Origin of the sequence: Synechococcus sp. PCC 7336 (genome assembly GCF_000332275.1) — a bacterium.
In the GTDB taxonomy this organism is placed as follows: Bacteria; Cyanobacteriota; Cyanobacteriia; order Thermostichales; family PCC-7336; genus PCC-7336.
On the sequence record NZ_CM001776.1, the window covers coordinates 2,282,189 to 2,302,820 of the forward strand.

Annotated in this window: 17 protein-coding genes and 1 pseudogene; 3 read left to right on the plus strand and 15 right to left on the minus strand. The window is 49.7% G+C overall.

Annotated features, from left to right (window positions below; all coding sequences use genetic code 11):
• Positions 1-333: 333 nt before the first annotated feature.
• The 3 genes from SYN7336_RS10870 to SYN7336_RS10880 form a co-directional block, all read right to left on the minus strand.
• Positions 334-1,572 (minus strand): LL-diaminopimelate aminotransferase, encoded by a 1,239-nt coding sequence (locus tag SYN7336_RS10870; RefSeq protein ID WP_017325968.1) that lies wholly within the window; start codon positions 1,570-1,572, stop codon positions 334-336.
• Between the two features lie 92 nt (positions 1,573-1,664).
• On the minus strand, positions 1,665-3,653 hold the full coding sequence (locus SYN7336_RS10875; RefSeq protein ID WP_017325969.1) for a ribonuclease catalytic domain-containing protein: 1,989 nt from the start codon (positions 3,651-3,653) through the stop codon (positions 1,665-1,667).
• Positions 3,654-3,830: 177 nt separating this feature from the next.
• A complete protein-coding gene (locus SYN7336_RS10880) occupies positions 3,831-5,045 on the minus strand; it encodes a methionine gamma-lyase family protein (protein ID WP_017325970.1) in 1,215 nt (404 codons plus the stop codon).
• 53 nt (positions 5,046-5,098) lie between these two features.
• Between SYN7336_RS10880 and SYN7336_RS10885 the strand changes: the two genes are divergently transcribed.
• Entirely contained in the window at positions 5,099-5,932 is an 834-nt protein-coding gene (locus tag SYN7336_RS10885) for a fatty acid desaturase (protein WP_038025900.1), read from the plus strand.
• 108 nt (positions 5,933-6,040) lie between these two features.
• On the plus strand, positions 6,041-6,265 hold the full coding sequence (locus SYN7336_RS10890) for a hypothetical protein (RefSeq protein ID WP_017325973.1): 225 nt from the start codon (positions 6,041-6,043) through the stop codon (positions 6,263-6,265).
• A 293-nt stretch (positions 6,266-6,558) separates the two neighbouring features.
• Here the strand turns inward: SYN7336_RS10890 and SYN7336_RS28840 are convergent.
• Positions 6,559-6,684, minus strand: a pseudogene (locus tag SYN7336_RS28840) (IS1 family transposase); the annotation flags it as partial.
• Positions 6,685-6,972: 288 nt separating this feature from the next.
• On the opposite strand from SYN7336_RS28840, the gene SYN7336_RS25440 reads away from it, so the two are divergent.
• Positions 6,973-7,443, plus strand: coding sequence for an arsenate reductase ArsC (locus SYN7336_RS25440; protein WP_038026899.1), 471 nt, complete (start codon positions 6,973-6,975; stop codon positions 7,441-7,443).
• A gap of 5 nt (positions 7,444-7,448) precedes the next feature.
• Here the strand turns inward: SYN7336_RS25440 and SYN7336_RS10900 are convergent, their stop codons facing one another.
• The 11 genes from SYN7336_RS10900 to SYN7336_RS10940 all read right to left on the minus strand — a co-directional run bounded on the left by SYN7336_RS10900 (position 7,449) and on the right by SYN7336_RS10940 (position 20,557).
• Positions 7,449-9,944 (minus strand): O-antigen ligase family protein, encoded by a 2,496-nt coding sequence (locus SYN7336_RS10900; protein WP_017325975.1) that lies wholly within the window; start codon positions 9,942-9,944, stop codon positions 7,449-7,451.
• A complete protein-coding gene (locus SYN7336_RS10905) occupies positions 9,944-11,446 on the minus strand; it encodes a sugar transferase (RefSeq protein ID WP_017325976.1) in 1,503 nt (500 codons plus the stop codon). The genes SYN7336_RS10900 and SYN7336_RS10905 overlap by 1 nt, the downstream gene beginning before the upstream one ends.
• An 82-nt stretch (positions 11,447-11,528) precedes the next feature.
• Positions 11,529-12,320: a WecB/TagA/CpsF family glycosyltransferase gene (locus SYN7336_RS10910; RefSeq protein WP_038025901.1), complete on the minus strand. Its 792-nt coding sequence runs from the start codon at positions 12,318-12,320 to the stop codon at positions 11,529-11,531.
• Positions 12,321-12,431: 111 nt separating this feature from the next.
• Positions 12,432-13,364 (minus strand): glycosyltransferase family 2 protein, encoded by a 933-nt coding sequence (locus tag SYN7336_RS10915; protein ID WP_017325978.1) that lies wholly within the window; start codon positions 13,362-13,364, stop codon positions 12,432-12,434.
• Position 13,365: 1 nt separating this feature from the next.
• Positions 13,366-14,274: a glycosyltransferase family 2 protein gene (locus tag SYN7336_RS28845; RefSeq protein ID WP_071590770.1), complete on the minus strand. Its 909-nt coding sequence runs from the start codon at positions 14,272-14,274 to the stop codon at positions 13,366-13,368.
• Between the two features lie 99 nt (positions 14,275-14,373).
• A complete protein-coding gene (locus SYN7336_RS10920) occupies positions 14,374-15,606 on the minus strand; it encodes a glycosyltransferase family 4 protein (RefSeq protein ID WP_026100894.1) in 1,233 nt (410 codons plus the stop codon).
• A gap of 4 nt (positions 15,607-15,610) precedes the next feature.
• Positions 15,611-16,513, minus strand: a complete 903-nt coding sequence (locus SYN7336_RS25445) for a bifunctional 2-polyprenyl-6-hydroxyphenol methylase/3-demethylubiquinol 3-O-methyltransferase UbiG (protein ID WP_156820116.1) — start codon at positions 16,511-16,513, stop codon at positions 15,611-15,613.
• 377 nt (positions 16,514-16,890) lie between these two features.
• Entirely contained in the window at positions 16,891-17,829 is a 939-nt protein-coding gene (locus SYN7336_RS28850) for a hemolytic protein HlpA-like protein (protein ID WP_071590882.1), read from the minus strand.
• The gene (locus SYN7336_RS10930) at positions 17,810-18,466 is read right to left on the minus strand and encodes an FkbM family methyltransferase (protein ID WP_017325981.1); all 657 of its coding nucleotides are present in this window, start codon (positions 18,464-18,466) and stop codon (positions 17,810-17,812) included. Before SYN7336_RS10930 ends, SYN7336_RS28850 begins: the two co-directional genes overlap by 20 nt.
• Positions 18,467-18,552: 86 nt before the next feature.
• Positions 18,553-19,236: a hypothetical protein gene (locus SYN7336_RS10935; RefSeq protein WP_017325982.1), complete on the minus strand. Its 684-nt coding sequence runs from the start codon at positions 19,234-19,236 to the stop codon at positions 18,553-18,555.
• Positions 19,237-19,249: 13 nt separating this feature from the next.
• A complete protein-coding gene (locus SYN7336_RS10940; RefSeq protein WP_017325983.1) occupies positions 19,250-20,557 on the minus strand; it encodes a flippase in 1,308 nt (435 codons plus the stop codon).
• Positions 20,558-20,632 lie beyond the last annotated feature (75 nt).

Here is a 20,632-nt window from a genome sequence, read left to right on the forward strand (position 1 = left end):
AAGATAAACTGCGATATACCCAATTCTTACCCAATAGTCTGCCCGCGAGGTTTCTGAAATTTCCACGGGCAAGTCAGCGATCGCTGTCGCTGTTTGCGCCTGCCACAGTTAGCCACATCGCCTATTCCATCTATGTTTGGGCAAATTCTTAAACATGTTTCCTAGATGATAAAACAGGCGGGTATCGCCATCAATGTGGCTGCTGAGATTGAGGCAATCATTGCGCGAAACCATTGATACCAAAACAACAGACTGAACTCTGTCTCGAATTCAGCCTGTCGCTTCTTTATGGCTGTGAAATCTTGCGTTAAATATTATTACGTTTGAGCTATCCTATGCCCCCCCAAACATCTGACGAATCCGGCGCATTGCCTCTTCAATATTGTCGCGGCTATTAAAGGCAGAAAGGCGGAAATAACCTTCTCCAGCAGCCCCAAACCCAGAACCGGGAGTCCCCACAACGTGAGCCTCTTGCAGCAATTTGTCGAAAAAGTCCCAACTCGACAGCCCCTCGGGAGTTTTAACCCATACATAGGGGGCGTTGGTACCGCCGTATACCTGAAGATCGACGGCAATTAAGTGCTGTCGGACGATGGCAGCGTTTTCCAAATAGAAGCCGACCAATGCTTTCGTCTGAGCTTGGCCTGCGGAGGAATAGACGGCTTCGGCCCCCCGCTGCACGATATACGAGACACCGTTAAATTTGGTCGCTTGGCGGCGATTCCACAACTTGTGCAGCGCCACATCAGACCCATCGGAGGCTTTCGCGCTCAGTGACGCGGGTACTACTGTAAAGGCGCAGCGGGTGCCGGTAAAGCCTGCGTTCTTGGAAAACGAGCGGAATTCGATCGCGCAGTCCCGCGCCCCTTCAATTTCAAAAATGGAGTGGGGCAAGGCTGGATCGGTGATGAAGGATTCGTAAGCAGCATCGAACAGCACGATCGAGTCGTGGGCTTTGGCATAGTCCACCCACTGTTTCAGATAGTCTTTGGTGGCTGTTGCTCCAGTGGGGTTGTTGGGAAAGCAGAGATAGATCAGGTCAACTTTTTGGGCAGGGATTGCGGCCACAAAGTCGTTCTCTGCCGAGATAGGCATGTAAACCAAGCCCTCGTATTCGCCCTTCTCGTTGGCTGGACCGGTGTGACCGGCCATGACGTTGGTATCGACATAAACGGGATAAACCGGATCGGTGACCGCAATTTTGTTGTCGTCACCGAAGATATCCAGAATATTGCCGGTGTCGCACTTGGCCCCGTCGGAAATAAAGATCTCGGAGGCATCGATCTCGCAACCGCGAGCTTGGAAATCTGCTTTGGCGATCGCCTCTCGCAACCAAGCATATCCTTGTTCGGGGCCGTAGCCTTTAAAGCTGGCGCGATTGCCCATCTCCTCGACAGCCGCAATCATGGCGGTGCGACAAGCTTCGGGCAGGGGCTCGGTCACATCCCCTATCCCCAGTTTGATAATCGGCGCATCGGGGTTGGCCTCGGCAAATGCCTTCACCCGGCGGGCAATTTCGGGAAACAGGTAGCCTGCGGCGAGCTTGAGATAGTTGTCGTTAATCGTTGCCATGTTGGAGACGTTGCGATAGATGCATAAAACAGCTTAGCGAGAATCCCCCCCCTCTAGAAACCTATCGGGACCGCAGGCTGTGGGGTCGAGCCTCAGGCTTCCACTTCATCGAACTCGATAATGTCGCGGCGGGGGTCCACCTGCCGCACTCGCAAATGTACCCATTCGCCGGGGTCCACATGGCGTTGGAATCGGACGGGGATGCGAAAGGCAATTTCATCCAACATCGCCAGGGCCAAATTCTCGTGTTCGCGCAGGTGACCGAGCACCAAGGAGTGCCAGGGGCGATCGCCTTGCAAACGCAGGTATTCCAAACTCCAATAGCGATTGGTTTGGCGCTCGGCAAAAGTGGCTTCTTGGGCCGCAACACTCATGCTGGCGACAAGATCTTTGAGCTCGCTGGTCGTGAAGGGGCTGTCGCGATCGGCCAACGCCGCCTTAATCTGAAAGTGGGCGATCGCATCGCTGTAGCGGCGAATGGGGGAGGTGACTTGAGTGTAAGAGTCCAAGCCCAAACCCGCATGGCGAGCAGGAACGATTGCCATCTCTCCTTTTTTCATGCAGCGCATCGTGGCAAACGAGCGGACGTGCCCGTTGCCCAAAGCGTTCAGCTCGTCCTCGGAGGGCAGTTCTGGCGTTGGCTGCGATCGGTAGGGGACTGGGATGGAATGCTCCTCTGCAAATTGAGCGGCAGCGGCCCCCGCCAGCACCATCATTTCGGAAACCAGTTGGCGAGAAGGCGTATCTTCGATTGCGTCAATGGTGGGGATATTATTCTCGACCTTGAGATTCTGTTCGGGCAAACCAATATTGATGGCCCCTCGATCGCAGCGCCACTGATAGCGCAGGCGAGCGGCAGCGGCGATCGCGCTCAGCTCTTTTTCCACCCCCAACTGCAACATCTCGTCAGTGTCTTCGTAGGTGAGCCGGTAAGACACTTTGATGTAGCTGGGACAAATATCTACCTCTGCAATCCCCCCTTCAGAATCGAGCACAATGCCAAAGCTCAACGCACAGGACAGTTCGCCCTGCCGCAAACTCATCGGTCCAGCCGCAAACTCCATCGGAAACATCGGAATCGTCCGATCGGGTAGATAGATACTAGTAGCTCTGCGGCGGGCTTCGAGATCGAGTATGGAGCCTGGAGCGATCCAGCGGGTGGGATCGGCGATATGAATCCACAGCCGCTGGCGATCGCCGTCCAGAAATTCAAGGCTGAGGGCATCATCGATCTCGCGGGTGCTGGCATCGTCGATGGTGTAGGTGTGCAGGTGCGTCAAATCTCGCCGCTCGTCTTCGTCAGGGGGAGGGGTTTCGAGTAGAGCGCGGCTGGCCTCCAGCACGGCTTCCGAGAAAGCAGCAGGGGCTTGAATGCGACGCAGGTGGAGGTTTTCGTGAATGTCCCAAATTCCTAATTTAACCAGTGCGGTCAAGGCCGACTCGGGATTGGCCTGGAGGTGGAGATCGCGCAGGAGGTCGTTGGCTTTGGCTTTGTCAGATGATTCTTCGCCATATAGGGCATAGCGTTCGAGAGATTCTAGCCGCAGGCGATCGCTCGGGCTCCACTCCACTCCATTGGGGTCGGTGAGGGCTTGGGTTAACTTGGCTTCAAATTCTGCTTTTTGCCGTTCTTTGCGACTGGCCACCTCCAGTTGATGTTTGATTTCCTCGACGCGATCGCGCGATCGCGGCTCGAAGGCACCGCCTTTTTGCTTGAAATAGAGGCGATCGTCGCACAGCAATCGATAGGCAGCATAGACGCTCGCGGCATCCTGACTGGAGAATAAAATATCCGCCATTTCGGACGGCTCCACCGCTCGATCGTCTTCCAATAAAAGCTCCCAAGCAATTTCCAAACTATCGGGATCGAGATAGCCTTCGACCTCTTGCCAAAACTGGGGAATATCGCTGGATTGGTAATTTTCGCCAGGGATAATATAGGTAATTTGGCGGGGATGGACGGAGTGTGTTTGGCCGGAGTCTACGGCCACGATCGCATTCTTTTTTCCTTCTGTTCCTTGCACCACAGCCAGTTGGCGCTCGCCGTGGAGGCGAAATTCCACTAACGTCCCTTTTTCCACTTCTCGCCTCGCATCAGGTCAAACTGGGAATTCGCACAAACTAGGATTCGCACAAACTAGGATTCGCACAAACTAGGATTCGCATAAAATGCCGACTCAAACTAGCGTCATACGGCGATTATGACAAGGGCCAGTACATTCAGCCCGGACCGATCGGGGTTTCCTAACCGTCGGAGTCTAGTCCGCACGGTTGAGTGCGCGAACGGCTTCCGCCGCTGCCTCAATCGCGATCGCCCCGTGACTGAGGTGGGTGCCCCCCTGCAAATAGACATTGTAAGGGGATCGCAGCGGGCCGTCGGCAGATAGCTCCAGCGTGCTCCCCTCAATAAAGGTTCCCCCTGCCATCATCACCGCATCAGCGTAGCCGGGAATGCGATCGGGCACCGGGTCGAGATAGGAATCAATTGGCGATCGAGACTGAATCGCCCGACAAAACGCCTGCACCTTTTCTGCCGTCCCCAACTGGATCGCCTGAATTACATCGGTGCGAGCCGCCGTGGGTGCGGGAGCCACTGGATAGCCCATCTCGGCAAAGGTGCTGGCGGCCAAGTGGGCAATCTTGACGGCTTCCCCCACCACCTGCGGTGCCATAAATAAGCCCTGAAATAACAGTCGGTTTCGATCGAAAGTGGCTCCCCCCGCAGATCCGATTCCTGGCGCAGTAAGACGGCAAGCGGCTTTCTCGACTAAATCTGCCCGTCCGGCCACATATCCTCCTGCCGGAGCCAGCGTTCCCCCCGGATTCTTAATCAGCGATCCGGCGATTAAATCTGCGCCGACGTGGCAGGGTTCTCGCTCTTCTACAAACTCGCCGTAACAGTTATCCACAAAGCAAATGGCAGCAGGGTTTTGTGCTTTCACCATGCGAACGATACGTTCGATCTCGGCGATCGCCACACTGGGTCGCCAGTCATATCCGCAAGAGCGCTGAATGTGGACGACTCGCGTCTGCGGTCCCACTGCGGTGGCGAGCTTATCCCAATCCACCCCGCCCTCGGCGGTCAGCTCCACCTGTCGATAGCTCACCCCAAACTCTGCCAGCGAGCCCTGCCCCTTGCCCCGCAAGCCAATCACCTCCTCCAGAGTATCGTAGGGAGCCCCCACCGCCGCCAACAACTCATCCCCCGGCCGCAAGATGCCAAAGAGGGCGCAGGCGATCGCGTGGGTACCCGAAACAAACTGCAAGCGAACGGCAGCGGCTTCGGCCCCCATCACCCGAGCAAAAACGCGATCGAGCACCTCCCGGCCCAAGTCATCGTGCCCGTAGCCCGAAACCCCGGCAAAATGGCGAGCCCCCACCCGGTGCTCGCGGAACGCCAACAGGGTACGCTCTAGATTGTGCCTGACGCGATCGTCAATCTGCTTAAATGAGAGACTTAAAAAATCATTCATCTTTAGCAAAGAATCTCAACAAAGAGGCGCTAAAACCCGATACCATAACACGCATGACTACAAAAGCACTCCCCCCTTCTGCCAGAGATCGACTCAACTGGCCGGTTATCGCCTTCATGTCTGCGATCCACGCTGGCGCTCTGCTCGCTCCCTTCTTCTTTAGTTGGCCTGCTGTAGCAATCGCTTTTGCCCTTCACTGGGTCACTGGCGGTTTGGGGGTTACCCTCGGCTTCCATCGCCTGATTACCCATCGCAGCTTCAAGACTCCCAAGTGGTTAGAGTACACCTTAGCAACTCTCGGCAGTCTCACCGCAGAAGGCAGTCCCATCGACTGGGTGGGGATGCACCGCATTCACCACAAGTATTCCGACACCGCCAACGATCCCCACGACTCCAACCGAGGCTTTTGGTGGAGCCATATGGGCTGGTTGATGCATGCCCCTCCCTCGCAAGAGGAAATTCGCCGGTTTACGCCCGATCTGAATGGCGATCCCTATTACGAGTTCATGCAGAAGTTTTTCCTGCTGCCCCAAGTTGTTTTAGGCGCAATCTTGTACTTCTTGGGCGGTTGGAGCTTTGTCATCTGGGGAGTGTTCGTTCGTTTAGTGCTGGTTTATCACAGCACTTGGCTGGTCAACAGCGCCACCCATCAATTCGGCTACCGCAACTTTGACAGCGACGACCTCTCCACCAACTGCTGGTGGGTGGCCATCGTTGCCTATGGCGAAGGCTGGCACAACAATCACCACGCCTATCCCCAGTCCGCCCGTCACGGTTTGCGCTGGTGGGAAATTGACGCCACTTGGATGACCGTGCGCGTCTTGCAGGTGTTGGGATTGGCGGAAAAAGTGCGCGTGGCTAAGTACGAGCCCGAAGCCAAGGGTTAATCCAGATCGGATTTGAATGACCTGGCCGTTCGCGATCGCCGAGTTTAGATCGCCTCGTCGGGCCGAGAAAGGTTTGCTAGGGTAAGGTATTCCTCTGGCAGATCCTTTATGCTTCCGCACGAGTTCGAGCCGTTCATCTCCGAAGCCAATCGTGCTGAAGCGGTGCTGGAGAGCTTCGAACTCAGTTTGGAGTTCAGCCGGGAAGTGCGCCATCGCGAGGCTTTCGAGCAATATTGTCAGTGGTATTACCAAACTGCTGACACCCATCGGCGGGAATTGGCCCAGATGCGGGGAGATCTGAATATATTTGGACTGTTCGGGTTCTTCCGGTAGCAATGGCCAGTCACTCTAGCTGTGTGCGAGCGGTTACTGTTCAACCGATCCGCGAACGTGAAGACTGATTGAGTCACTGCCTTCGATCGACACGTCCTAAAACATATCGAGACGTGTATCAAATCCGTCCAGATTTTGTTCTCCCCTACAGTCAAAGAGCCCCAAGCGATCCCATCCCACTTGGTGGCAGATGAGAAGCATAGCTGGCGCTTGGGAGAGCGTGTCTTCATCCCCACAACGGTTGGCTCTGGGGGTGGATATTGTCCAGGCTGCTGAGACGACGGACGGTAGTCCTAGACATGTAAGGATGCGTTGTAGTGATGAACAAACATCCAGATAGCTCCAATATGATTCTCCAGCTTTTTAGAAAAGGAGAGAGTCTTGCGAACCAAGCGTGCAATGCGCTGGCGTATCGTGCAACGTCAGTTCGACAGACGTCTGGCCCCCTTCCCCTAACCCCTACCCCCAACTTTGGGGGCAGGGGAACAAGGCCCCGTAAGGATTTTCGGCTGTTTCTCCCCTCTCCCAAACTTGGGAGAGGGGCCGGGGGTGAGGGCCATGCAGCGCCATCGAACTCAGGTCGTGCAGTTGAAGCGTTCGATGTAACTGGTTTTGCCAGTTTCCTTACCTACAGCTTGGTGGCGTGTCTCTGGACAAATTCGAGGTTAAAGTACGATCGCAAAGCAGTTCTCGGGCAGGAAACGAACGTGGGTGACAAAATTCGAATCCTTTTTCTCTGCACGGGGAATTCATGCCGGAGTCAAATGGCGGAAGGACTTTGCCGCCATTTCCTGAGCGATGTTGTCGAGCCCTACTCGGCAGGTATTGAAAAACACGGGCTCAACCCCCTTGCGGTGAAGGTGATGGGCGAAATCGAGATTGACATTTCCAGCCAACGTAGCAAGACCGTTGACGAGCTCGGCGAGCGGGAATTCGATTATGTGGTGACCGTCTGCGGTCATGCGGACGAGAATTGTCCCTTCTTTCCAGCCAAAACGAAAGTGATTCACCGGGGTTTCGACGATCCGCCCAAGCTAGCGGCAGGGGCTGCAACCGAAGCAGAGGCATTAGTTCACTACCGCCGCGTCAGGGATGAGATCCGGGCCTATCTCCTGGCACTCCCCCAGTCACTGGACGCGGAACTAAGCACTCCCACGGGCGCGGGCAAGCTGCGCTGAAGCCTTCACTCAATCGGGGCGATCGCCTGTAATGCGCCATCGAGCTCTACCGCAATTCGCGGGGTTTGGAATGGGCCGTTCCAAACCTCAGTGATGACCCAATTGACAGGAAACGTAAAGGTATCCGTTAAGCGGGGACCGTCGGTGCGGCGGTAGACCCCTTGAGTCAAGTAATTGCGGTTGGCTTGCTTGGGCTGGATGGCATCCGGTTGCTGCAGCCAATCCAGCAAAGGCAACTGAGGCGACAAACTCGGCCACAAAGGGGTGGGAAATTGAGCGGCGACTTGGGCTAACCAGCGATCGCGATCGCCCGGATCGAGCCAAGCCCGCAGTAGTGCAATCTCTGGAGTCGCTGGTTGACTGGCCACGATTGCTGTCGCCGCCTCCACTTGGCCGCGTGCCGCTAGAATCAAAGCTTGCAGCAGAGGCTGTTCGCCTGCTTCGAGCAAACCCTCGGCACCCTCTAGATCCCCTCGCCACCAGCGCACCGCCGCCCAATTGTGGCGCAAGTAAGCCAACTGGGGATAGCGATCGATCGCGCCGGCGTAGGTGGCATCCAGCGAGTCGAGCAGTTGTGCGTAAGTCTCGGGCAGCAAGGCTTGCTGCCAGAGGGGACTACTGATGAGATGGGGGTGGCGCACGAGGTCCCGCACGAGGGGGGCGATCGCGCGATCGGTAGATTCGCCATTACCCAATCGCGCCAGCCCCAGCCCAGTTGCCAAGAGCGATCGGGCGGGATTGAGTTCTAAACTGCGCTGAAAGTGCTCGGCGGCCAAGGCGGGGCGCTGCGCCAATTGAAAATAGCCCAGATTCGTGTGCAGAAACTCGTCATTGGGCAAAATCTCTAACCCCCGCTCGAACCAAGCAATGGCCTCCTGCCGCTTCTGCACTTGGATGGCGGGATCGGAGATCTCGCTCGCCTGCCGGTTCGCGATCCATCCCGCTTGCACGGGGTAAAAAGGCTCCTGGGGAAAAATCTGGTGGGCTCTGTCTAGCTGAACTTGTGCGGTGGCAAAATCGTTGTCGAAATAGGCTTCTAGGCCCCGGCTGGAGGCGGACCAAGCCCAGTAACGCGGTCCGATTGACGTTAGGGCGATCGCCAAAGCCACACACCCGATCGCCCCCACGGCCCGTTGCTGTCCGAGACTGCAGGCCGATCTGCTCGATGGCGGTGCCATGCTGGCCAATCCTGCAATGGCGGCAATTAAATACAGGCTAATTGCGGGCACATCCAACTGATAGTCAGTCAGTGCCTGCACCCCAAAGCCCAATAACCCCAAACTCAATCCTGCCGCCCAAGCGCGATCGCCGTCCCCCTCCAACTGCTGCCACTGACGAAAATATCTCCAGGCCACTCCGACCAGTACCGCCAGCCAAACGGCCACAACCAGTAACCCCATCCCCCCCAATTCAGCCATTAACTGCAAAGGAGTGCTGTGCAGGTGAAACATCGCCTGTGCTTCCAGTCCCGCCCAATCGGGGCGATAGGTGGAAAATACCCAGGCCGCCGTTCCCGGCCCCGTGCCCAATAGTGGATGGGCGGCCAAGATATCCCAACTGGCCGCAGCAGCAATGGCGCGAAAAGAGAATGCATGTAGATTGCCGCTGGCGAGTGCGGTCAAGGTCACCTGCAAGCGCGGACTCGCAGCGGCCAGAGCGATCGTTCCTCCACTAAAACAGGCGATGGCGATCGCCCGCGATCGCCAACTGCGCAACCAGTGCCAAAGGGCAATTCCCAGTACCGCCAAGCAGGCAGCCAACAGCCCCAACCAACCGCCCCGCGATTGCGTACTCCACAGCGCCACCAGTTCCAGACCGCAGGTCAAGGCCCACCACCAGCGCCAGCGCGTCTGGCGCTGCAGCCATACTAAAGTGACCGTGCAAGGGAGCAGCAGTAACAGGAAACCGGCCACATAATTTTGATGGAATAGCGGCAAGGTGTTTTGGAGCTCGAAGCTGCCGAAATTGAATTGGGCTGCCAATCCCAATTGCTCGAAACGCTGGATCTGATTCAGCTTGGGAAGAACAACCTGGCCGATCCACAGGGTCAGGCTTTCGAGCGAAAACACGAACCCCAGCCAGCCCGTTGCCTTTAACATCCACAAGCGGTGCAGTGGCGATCGCAGCCATTGCACCAAGCCATATAACACCATCAAGTGCAAAACAAATTGGGCCACATACCAGCTCCCCTGGGTCGGCCATTGCGAAGTGACGGTCGAGGCGATCGTGGCGATCGCGCTCAACGCTACGGCCCCATCCAGACCCAATCCCAACCCCCTGGCCGGAGTCGCTCGCCACCACTGCAGCAATCCCCACAGCGCCCCACAGGCCAGCCCCCCCAACCAAAGGGGCGCGAACGGCCAAGCCACGATCTGCAAAACGCTATTGGGCAATAACGTAAAGACCGCATAGATCGCAAAGGCGATCGCCCCCAAAAGCTGACCCGAGGAGCTCGGATCGGATGTTTCGCCATCCGATCGCTCGGACTTGGAGGTCTCCATTAATAAGCGCCCTTACCCGACAGCACGACCCAGACCGTTAACCACAGTAGACGAATATCTAACCCTAACGACCACTGTTGAATGTATTCGAGATCCAGGGCCATGGCATCGTCAAAATCCAGGGCTTGGCCGCGCCCTCTGACCTGCCACAAACCGGTAATGCCCGGTAAAACTTGATGGCGGGCGTGATGCCACGGCTGAAAGCGCTTGACATCGCGCAAGGGCAACGGCCTCGGTCCCACCAAGCTCATCTCTCCCCGCAGAACGTTCCACAACTGCGGCAATTCATCTAGGCTGGTGCGGCGCAACCAACTGCCCGCCCGGGTAATGCGCGGATCGCGCTTTATTTTGAATAAAATCCCGTCTGGACTGGCATTGCGGGCTTCCAACTGCTGCTGGCGTTGCTCGGCGTCGATCGCCATCGTGCGGAATTTGACAATCTTAAAGGGCCGATCGCTCAGTCCCACCCGCTGCTGTCGAAACAGGATGGGGCCTGGGGAATCGAGCCGAATCCAGACGGCGATCGCGATCAATAGGGGGGCCAGCAAAAAACACAAAACAGTTGCCGCACAGACATCAAATACCCGCTTGACCCAAAAATCCAGCCCCGACAAAATCGGTGGGATGAATTCTACGGTTTGCACGCCACCAAAACTGCGATTGCGGGCACTGGGATGCTTGGGGCGCAAGCCCTGCGGTACAATCCTGACCACTTTACCCAAGCCGCGTAACTGCCACAGTTCGGCGGGCGTCATCCGCTGATAGCAAGACTCGCTCACATGCAGCTCGCGAGCTCCGCTGACCTGCAATTGTTGCCACAGTTCTGCCACCGTTGCCACCGCCAAAATTTTGCCCAGATGGCTGTCTTGCCCTCCTGTCTCGACGGGCAATCGGTCTGATTTGCGGCTGCGCCGGGGGGCGATTTGAGCTTTTACCACTCGATAGCCCGATTTCAACTGCCATCCTTGGCGAATCTCCCGCACTTCATCAGCATGGGCCAGCAACAGTACCGGAACCGTTGCCTTATCCCGTCGCCACAAGCTCTCCACCAATCGATGGGCAATCCAGCGATTGCAGAGGGTGAATCCCGTCGAACCTACCCAGGCGATCGCAAACAGCGATCGCGGCAGCCCGTCCGCACTGCGGTACATAAAAGCAACCAAGAGGACGGTCAAGAACACCAACGCCGTCGTTCGCAGTTGCTTGCCTACATCGCGCCAACCATCTCCATAGCGGTACAGTCCGGCCGCCGTACTCAGCACGATCTGCAACACCAGGGCAATCCAATACAGTCCCACATCTGGCCCCAGCGCCCAAATCCGTACAAACGCAGCCGGATCGCGGAAGGCAAACCATTCCGCCCCTTTCCAGGCGATCGCCAATCCCGCCACATCAGCCAGCAATAGACCCAGCATCGAGCCATTCTGCAGCGAGATCGTGCGCAAGTAGGGCACCCGCAAGTCTGCGCGATTCAGAGCTGGTGAAGGGAGGGATTCGTGCATGGATATCGGGGCATTGTGACGGCGATCGCTCGTCTGTATACCCGTAAGATGCCCGCACTCCGAGCAATCTTTGACACTGAATCTAGCTCGGGTCGGACGGGTTTGACGGCCTCCAGACCTGCTGGAGCAATTGCAATGCAAACAGAATCGCAAAGGCTGGATTGTTAATCAGATACCGTTTCCACAACCGTCGGGGCTCTGCCCACAGCCGAAATAGCCATTCCAGCCCCCAAGACATCATCCAGCGGGGTGCTTGAGTCACTTCGCCACTGTGAAAACTAAATGCTGCCCCCACCCCAATCGCCACAGCTTGCAACTTGCCTTTCTGTCGGGCCATCCACTCCTCTTGTTTCGGGCAGCCCAACCCCACAAAGACGACCCCTGCCCCCGATGCGTGAATTCTGGCAATATCCTCTGCCTCTTCCTCTGGTGCGAGGGGCCGAAATGGGGGTGAATGGGAGCCTGCTATGACTAGGGAGGGAAAACGCTGCCTGAGAGTATCTTGCAACTGTCGCAACATAGTTTCGGTGCCGCCATAGAGATAGATCGACAGCTTTTCGCTCTCAGCTCGCGCACACCAAGCGAGCATCAGGTCTGGGCCATAGACCCGCTGTTGTTTTCGCACTCCTAACAACCGCATTGCCCAAACCAATGGCATACCGTCTGGAGTGACTAATGAAGCTTGCTGGATAACCTCTCGATAGTTTGCATCCCAGTAGGCCGTCATGACAACATGGACATTGGCAGCAACAACGTAGCAGGACTCTTGGTTTGAGACCCAGGTTGAAATGCGATCGCAAGCATCCTCATAACTCGTCGCATGGACAAATGTTGAAAGAATATATCGAGCCGAAAAGATATTATTAGCAAGCATTTTGGTCAGGCAAACAATGCATACATAAACTTCAATACTTTTCTGTCTGTCTATATTAAAATATTCCATCTCAAAGTTTTTTCCATAACTCAATCTAGCCCAAAAGAGACTTCATCTTCTCTGTTGAGCATAATGTGCAAGCCCAGCAAGAATGAAAGAAGGGATAATCAGCGCTACTATAGTAGAAAATCGAAAATCTCCCTGCCTCACACGTCGAAATAAATGACGAGAAAACTCCTTAACCTGAGATTTATGATTGAGCCATTTACTTCCCAGCAAGAGTAATTCGTAAGCTCGATATTCTAGCCCTACATGACGATAGATGGATAAATGTTCTTTGGCAAGCTCGTACCAAGCAAGGGGCGTAACTCGACGGCTGTTTTTCCCCAGATACTTTCGCCAAGCGTAGATCGGCTCTGATACAGAATAGTAGGGGCAATCTGATGCAAGCACCCGCATCCAAAATTCAACATCGTGAAGGGATTTAATCCCAAAACTTGCTTTATATCCACCCATAGATTCCCAGAGGGAGCGTCGGAGTGGAGTCGTACCAATGAGCTTCCAATTGGAACTCAGTGAGCAGGGCTTTGACTTGAGCATTGTCTGCAGCGAGATATCGCCAGGATAAATCTGGACTGCTGGAGAATCAACTCGATCTTGACGCAGATAGCTGCCGTAAATAAATCCTGCATCTGGATGAGCGTGGAATGCATGAAATACGATCTCTAATGCCTGCCTGGGTAGTACATCATCAGCATCTAAAGGAACTATAACATTTCCCTGTGCAGCTTTAAATCCATCATTTCTAGCTTCTGAAGTGCCACCATTCTGCTGTCTCCAGACAACTCGAACTTGGGGTTCTACATCTAATTGCTGACAAACCTGATTTGTTTCTATGTCTGTGGAGGCATCATTCACCAAAATAATTTCTTGAGCAGGAAATGACTGCTGATGAATACTTTCAATTGCATCCAGAATTAGTTTACCTTCTGAATAACAAGTAATTACGACACTAATATCATTCACCTTGATTGCCCAAGCCATATTATGAATTCAAAGCTCTTAAATAGCTAATACCCCATTTTCTCAAAGTGAGAGGGACAAATCTGAGAAGAGAAATGGCCAAAAGAGAGGAATACTTTTTGACAAACATCACTAGACCCCAGTAGCTATATGCTTCCCAGTTAAGCTGCCACCAAACACGCCAACTCAAACCAGAATGGGGAGTGAACACAAGTTTGAGTAACCTAAGGGGGCCTCCTGCACATAAGAGCCAATCACTCGGATAGAGTGTTGCTTCGCCAGCGGTATTGTAAGTTGATGTTCGTGTATCTAAAAATAAGCTAAACCCAGCCTTCTTGGCTCTAATCAAAAATAAAGAATCTCCTCCATAATGAGGTGTCAACTGGGGATTTGGATAGCCAATTATCTCAACAACAGATCGAGGTATACAAACTAAGTTACCACTCAACAAATCGCAGGGTAAAACTTGATTGGGTTCGGGTTGGATAAGACGAAAGCCACGCCAAGTTTTAACTTTTCCCCCAAATACTAATTTTTTAGGCTCCTCGGCTTCAAAGCCCTGGCAACCAACTATTGCGTTTGGATGTGATTGACAGAATTCCACTAAACCATCAATCGATCCAGGGGAGACTTGGCAGTCATCGTTTAACCAAACAAAAAAATCGGCACCGCGATCGCGAGCATATTGCATCCCCAGAGCAACGGCACCGGTCCACCAGAGGTTGCCATCCCCCTGCAGTACTGTAACAGATGGATAGGCAGCGCGGATAGCATTCAATGTACCATCAGTAGAGCCATCGTCTATAACAACAATGGAAAAATTTGAATATGATTGCTGGTGAAGACGATTGAGGCAATTTAGGGTAGTTATTTTACGATCATGAACTGGAATCAGGATAAATACTGAAGAATCTATAGCATCTATAGTCATGGGTTTGCTAGAGAGAGGAATGAAGAATTACTAGATCTATACTTCTATCGTGCCCTTTATTTCTCTCACAGAAATGGTGGCCGGATCTCCTTACTGCAATCAGGATTCCCTAAAATCGGCCAAAATCTCTCTGTATAAGTTTATATAGCGCTCAGCCTGCAACTCAATGGAATATTCCTCGACGGCAATCGTCCGGCAGTGCTCGGCCATCTTTTGGCGCAGGGAATCATCTTCGAGGAGTTCGACAATTTTAGTAGCAAAGTCGGCAGGATCTTCAGGCTGGGCAAGCAATCCTGTAATTCCAGGCCGCACTAGTTCGGCTACGCCTCCTACAGAAAAGGAAACCATGGGGGTTCCACAGGCCATGCTTTCCTGTAACACAATCGGTAGGTTGTCGGCACGAGTAGGGAAAACGAACAGGTCGGCAGCAGAATAGGCCAGAGCTTTATGGCGATCGCCATCAATATAGCCCAATGGCATCGCTGGAATATCGGCGTAAGCAGCCAGGGCTTCACCGCCTTCTCCCATTGTCATTAAGACTAAGTCGGACTTAAGAGCATCAGGCAGCTTTTGCAGAGCAGCCACAAGTAAATCGGCACCCTTGCGGCTGTCATTGAAACTTTGTGCAGTAAAGAATAGTACTTTTTTGTTGGCAGGCAATCCCAGAGTAGTACGACAAACCTGTCGATCGAGGGGCTGATAGATACTGATATCTAGACCATTAGGGATATAGTGGATAGAAAAATGACTTAGGAAGCTCTGGCGAGCCAAATTGGCAAGCCACTGACTAGGGGTAACAATAGTGAGGTTAGAGTGCTTGAAAACCCAACGTTTGATCTTCCACCCTAGGGCTGTACTATCACGAGGAATAGCAGGATAAGTATTGAGATGAGGGCATTGACCACAGCCTATTTTCCAGCGATCGCACTCAAAACTATAAGCACAATGGCCGGTAAAACTCCACATATCGTGGAGAGTAAACACAGCACATTTATGTGCAGTCAGATTGGGTAATGCCAAATAATTAAAATATCCTCCATGCAAATTATGAAAATTGAGGATATCAGCTTCTTTATAGATAGGGTATCTACTGACACTAAAAGTGCTAGCTATATTAATATAGTTCAAGCCAAATAGCCAAAACAAGCGAGAGCTTAGCTTTTCTACAAGGCGAAGTCTTTTAAATAGAAAAATATTAGGATCGGGTGATTTAGAAACATCTGCAAGAATACTTGAATTTATACCTTTTTCAGCCAAGCAATGATGTAATCGATAAGCGGCGATCGCGGCCCCTCCAATCATGTCAGCTTGGTTAAAATGAAGGACTTTCATAGGATCAGTTTTTAAATGTATCGAGAGTTTTGCGCTTTAGCTTAACAAAACTCTTGTAGGGATATTTAATAAAATTTTGAGTTCTTTCCATCCAGAGTAAGGTTAAGTATCTAAATTCATAAAATCCAAAAAGACGCTTCGATCTAGCCTCTTCTCGTCTAATGTTCTTCCAATCAAATTTCAATACAGATTCTTTCCGATAAACCGTGATATAATTGTTTTGTAGACCTTGAATCTTTTTGAGCCCCATCAGATGCGCAAATCTATTAAAAGTGTGTCTGAGATGAAAGGTACAAGGTAAATGGCATTTAATAGATGGGAAGAAATGATTTGCCATTAGCAAATAGCCTCCAATATCTACTAGATCGATCATCTCAGCAAATAGCTTGAGTGGGTCGGAAACATGTTCCAATACATCGGTACAAATAAGGCAGTCATATTGTGAAGATACTTCACTGACGAATTTTATGTTTTGATAGGCAGATGACTTACTTAATGAATACTGGCTGGGGAAAGGCTCATATACATCAATACTCAAATGAGGACTATCTTTCGCCATCATACGAGCAAGTGTTGCTACACCACCACCAAAATCCAACACCTTAGATATTTGGTAGCAATTAGAAATCCAGGTAACAATAGCCTGTCTGTGCTCTAAAGAAAGCTGATGACTCTCTATGAAAAGACCATTCAGAAGCCAAACTGGATGTTGATAATACTGTTCAATTTTTTCTATATCTAAATTCTTGTTATCACATTGCATCTCATCCCAGACGATATCCATTAGACACCATAACTGTTGTAGATCGACTTCACCTGACATCAATGAAAATAGCCTTGTAAGCTCAGCCAGTTCTGACTTTGAGATATAAGATAAATCTTCTGCAGATAAGGATTCAAGTTTCATTACTACATCGGCTCTACAGTTTGTGATAAATTCGGCAAACAATTAGACGGTGGCTTAACAGTTTTGCTTTATCAGACTTGATACTCAGGTCACGATCTTGAAGATACCGAAAACCCTGTCTATAAAAACTTACATACTCTTGCTTCAATAGAAACAGTTATTGGGAACATCATTTTAATCCTGGCGAGGGGTGTTGAGAGATTTTCAGATAAGTATCAGACAGGTAAATCATTATAGCATCTTCGGCAAATCTCAAGCATCCTTTGTCATTCACAAAGTACCTCCAGAAAAGAAAGGGGGATGCTGGTTGAAAAATCTGCCTTCGACTTTGCTCAGCCAGCAGGAGTCGTGAGACGAGCACGGAAAATCTTATTTCATCAAGTTTTTATAAGCGCTTCTATCTTTGTCTTGAAGCGAGAAAATAATCGAGATAAAGACCATTTTTTTATACCATATATATGCATCTGTGTAAATTTATCAGCTCGAAGATCGCGAATTAGATAAGGGGGATGACTTAAAGGAAACGCTATCGAGACAGAGGGGAGATTAGACAATGGATTGCTTGGATCTTGAGTGTGAGTTCCACTTGCTCCAAATCCAATATTGGAAACCAAATTAACCTTTGGTAAGACAGTTAAGCCACTTTGCAACCAGCAATTCAAAGTCCAACAATATGCCCAACTATCAATTTCACCATTATAGGTTCTCTGGAAAATTTTGTTCCAATACTGAACAGACGATGAGTCCTTGAGAATATCATTCAATAAATTATTGCGTTTTACCAAAGGCCAAAGGCTCAACTTGGCATCAAAATGTTGCCATGCCCGTCTCCAAGTTGCCCATCCCCAACAGTGTGGGTAGCGGGAGAAATAATAGCTATATTCAGTTCTCTTTTGGCCAAATTGAAAGTTATTCCCTGATATTGCCATAATTCGATCATCTTGATAATAATGCTCTAGCAATTCTTCACAAAATTGAAAAAAAGTTGGATCTGGATCGCAATCATCTTCTAGAATGATTGCTCTATCGACATGTTCAAATGCCCAATCTAAACCGCTAGAAATACGATTTTTACAGCCTAAATTAGATTCTGAATAATTTTTTAGAACCTGACAATCCCAATCTACAGAATCAATAATCTGACGGGCTATCTCACACTGTTTGTCTTCACTTAGCTTCTCTTTGCGCGGACCATCAGCAACAACTATAAGTTTTTTAGGACGCACCTGGCGTATTTTTTCAAGGACAATTTGTGTCGTATCGGATCGATTGAATATCAAAAGTACAACTGGTGTATTAAGCACGTATTTGTTCATCACAAGCATCCCTAAAAATTGAGGTGTTCATCGTTCTAGAAAATAGAATATAGTTTTGGCTTTTCATAAACTGATAAATCTCAGACTTGCCGGAGTTTTCAAAGTCAAATTTATATTGTTCGATCAATACATATCGAGGTCTAAACATGTTCCAATCGTTTGAACTTAATACCTCTAGATCGAATCCTTCTACATCAACTGACAAGAAGTCAATTTCCCTATCCTGAGATAAGTTATCCTTAAGTATATTTAATAATGTTGTCGTTCTAATTTCTCTTTGATCGATTATTTGATATTTTTCAGGATTGCGCTGAGCAGCTAGTATTGGATCGAATGTATTGAGTGCCGGTTCGTTAAAGATGTAGAATGTATATGTTTTTGAAGAATCTGCTATTGCCGCTTCAATATTAATATCCCTCGGCCTAAAAATATTAAATAACTTCATGCTTCCGGGCATTGCGTCTACATTAATTCCAGACCAACCACGCTTATAAAAAAAATAAGTATTTGAGAAGCGTCTTGGGTGGTGAGCACCCACATCCACATAGAATCCTGTTGATTGACATTCAAAGATTCTCTGTAGAATCATGTCCTCTCCCTCTTGGGAATAAGATTTAACTGAATAAATGTCAAACAAAGATGAACGCAACTCTCGAAAGAAAGATCGGAAAGAATCAAATATTTGTGCTCGTAGTACACATTTAAGAGCTATATGCATATTGACTAGGTTCCCAAATCGATATGTTTTGCAAGAGCTCCTGGAGCATGTGTAGGCTGGAGTGACGACTTGGGTTTTAAATTAAACTCACGATGTAGAAATAGAGAGGTTGTCCAAGTATAATAATTAATCGGCCCAAACCCTGCCATATCAACCTGGATAAAATCAGCATATCGAATTATTTCTGCTGTTTTAGGAAACCAATCTGAATTATCTAATACGATCATACCTCCTGGATTAAGCTTTTGGATTGCTTCTTTTGCACAAGCTTTTCGATGAGAACCATCAATTATGATGGTGTCAAAGTTTTCGTATTTCTGAATTGATTGAGTATAAGCTAATTTTTCTTCAATGAGTTGTATCTCAAGGTTCTTTGAGTTATATTTTGACACCTTGTCAAACCACTGTGAATTATCTTCAACACTAATCACTTTCTTTGCTCTATTAGCCCAAAATAAACTTGAATTACCAGAACCATATTCAAAGATAATCTTATCCGAGAAATCAAGTTGTTTTAAATACTCGATTGTAGAATAGGTATACCAAGGGATAGGATTTCCTATTTTGTCTAAACAAGTCCATTGGTCTGAAGATCGATAATGTCCATATTCGATCTCTAGGATTTTTAAGCAGGAGAAGGCCGTTCTAATCGGGCGTAGTAATTTTCTAAGAGGTTTTAAAATACTCATAATTTTAGAAGATCTATCGAAGGATTAAAGCACTAGCCATCAGGCGAGCAATGGGTCTAGTCTCTCTGATGATAAAACATGACAGAAATGCGGCCAAAAAATAACTCAACAAGGTTGCAATTGCAGCACCTATTTCCTGATATTCTGGAATTAGAAGATAATTTAGAATGATATTCAGTACAGCTCCAGAAACAGTGGTCATAAACGAGAATACCATTAAATTCTCTGATGTCATCCACAATTCTCTAATAACACCTAGTGACACAAATATCCCAGACCAAACATGTATAGATAAAACAAAACCTGCTCCTGAGTATGTTCTTCCCAGCAACAATATTACTAATGGCTGAGCTAGCAGTGTCAGTGGCACTACTAGGAGATAGGATATACTCACAACTGTTTTGAACAATTTGTGAATTTGTTGGTAATACTTGTCTTGACTCTGCTGCTTTGCAGCTAAGATCATCGGAAATGTTGAGCTAGCGATCGCAACTGGAATGAAATACCAGGACTCTGATAGTCTTACGGCTACTGAATATATACCAACAGCTCGATTTCCTGCTATCTGACTTAACATAACCTGATCGATGTGCATATAGACTGTGACTGCAATCCCCGATAAAATTAGCGGCCAGCTTTGTTTTAGTAATGCTTTAGCTTGCGTGACATTAAACTTCCATTCTTTAAATGACTTCCCGACTTTTGTATAGGATACCCCTAGTCTATAGCTTCTAATCAGTTGCTCTAACAGAGATGCTATCCCAAATGTGAGTACGGATGTTTTTACTAGTAGTAAGCCCGCACGGATCGTACTGCCTACTGTATAGGCTATACTTCCTGCGATCGCATTTTGCTTTGCTTGAACCTGTGACAAGAACCAAAAACTAATGATATCTGAAGTTTTCAAAACCAAGCCGAGTGCGCTAAAAGCAACTAGCCAACTTGATATAAGATCGTCAGGACGCATCCAGAGATTAACATCGATCGCAATAACAGCTATCAATGCTCCTGCAAATATCCGTAAAATGAACGATGTCCCCAAGATCTGGTAATGCCGTTCGGGCTGATTGACAAGGTCGCGAACTACAATTTTGTGTAGACCTAAGGTGGAAAGCGGTTCAAACAAAGCTACAAATGCTATGGAATAATTTAGGAGGCCGTAATTCTCTGGCCCGAGATACTTTGCCATCCACAATCCAAGTATAAGCCCGCCAAAAATTTTGAGGATTTTTTCAAGAAATAACCAGCCTGTATTTTTGACGATATGGTTATTTAGCTTGCTTAATATTTTTTTGTGCGACGTAAGAAATAGACTTCTCATTAGAATACGAACAACAGTATGTATATTAAGCAAAGAGGTATGATGGAAAAATACCGATCCTTATACGGAAGCCGA

Bases quoted from the DNA above. Each gene is read 5' to 3' on its own strand.
- SYN7336_RS10870 (WP_017325968.1), bottom strand. From the start codon at position 1,572: ATGGCAACGATTAACGACAACTATCTCAAGCTCGCCGCAGGCTACCTG.
- SYN7336_RS10880 (WP_017325970.1), bottom strand. From the start codon at position 5,045: ATGAATGATTTTTTAAGTCTCTCATTTAAGCAGATTGACGATCGCGTC.
- SYN7336_RS10885 (WP_038025900.1), top strand. From the start codon at position 5,099: ATGACTACAAAAGCACTCCCCCCTTCTGCCAGAGATCGACTCAACTGG.
- SYN7336_RS10890 (WP_017325973.1), top strand. From the start codon at position 6,041: ATGCTTCCGCACGAGTTCGAGCCGTTCATCTCCGAAGCCAATCGTGCT.
- SYN7336_RS10900 (WP_017325975.1), bottom strand. From the start codon at position 9,944: ATGGAGACCTCCAAGTCCGAGCGATCGGATGGCGAAACATCCGATCCG.
- SYN7336_RS10905 (WP_017325976.1), bottom strand. From the start codon at position 11,446: ATGCACGAATCCCTCCCTTCACCAGCTCTGAATCGCGCAGACTTGCGG.
- SYN7336_RS10910 (WP_038025901.1), bottom strand. From the start codon at position 12,320: ATGCTTGCTAATAATATCTTTTCGGCTCGATATATTCTTTCAACATTT.
- SYN7336_RS10915 (WP_017325978.1), bottom strand. From the start codon at position 13,364: ATGGCTTGGGCAATCAAGGTGAATGATATTAGTGTCGTAATTACTTGT.
- SYN7336_RS28845 (WP_071590770.1), bottom strand. From the start codon at position 14,274: ATGACTATAGATGCTATAGATTCTTCAGTATTTATCCTGATTCCAGTT.
- SYN7336_RS10920 (WP_026100894.1), bottom strand. From the start codon at position 15,606: ATGAAAGTCCTTCATTTTAACCAAGCTGACATGATTGGAGGGGCCGCG.
- SYN7336_RS25445 (WP_156820116.1), bottom strand. From the start codon at position 16,513: ATGAAACTTGAATCCTTATCTGCAGAAGATTTATCTTATATCTCAAAG.
- SYN7336_RS28850 (WP_071590882.1), bottom strand. From the start codon at position 17,829: ATGAACAAATACGTGCTTAATACACCAGTTGTACTTTTGATATTCAAT.
- SYN7336_RS10935 (WP_017325982.1), bottom strand. From the start codon at position 19,236: ATGAGTATTTTAAAACCTCTTAGAAAATTACTACGCCCGATTAGAACG.
- SYN7336_RS10940 (WP_017325983.1), bottom strand. From the start codon at position 20,557: ATGAGAAGTCTATTTCTTACGTCGCACAAAAAAATATTAAGCAAGCTA.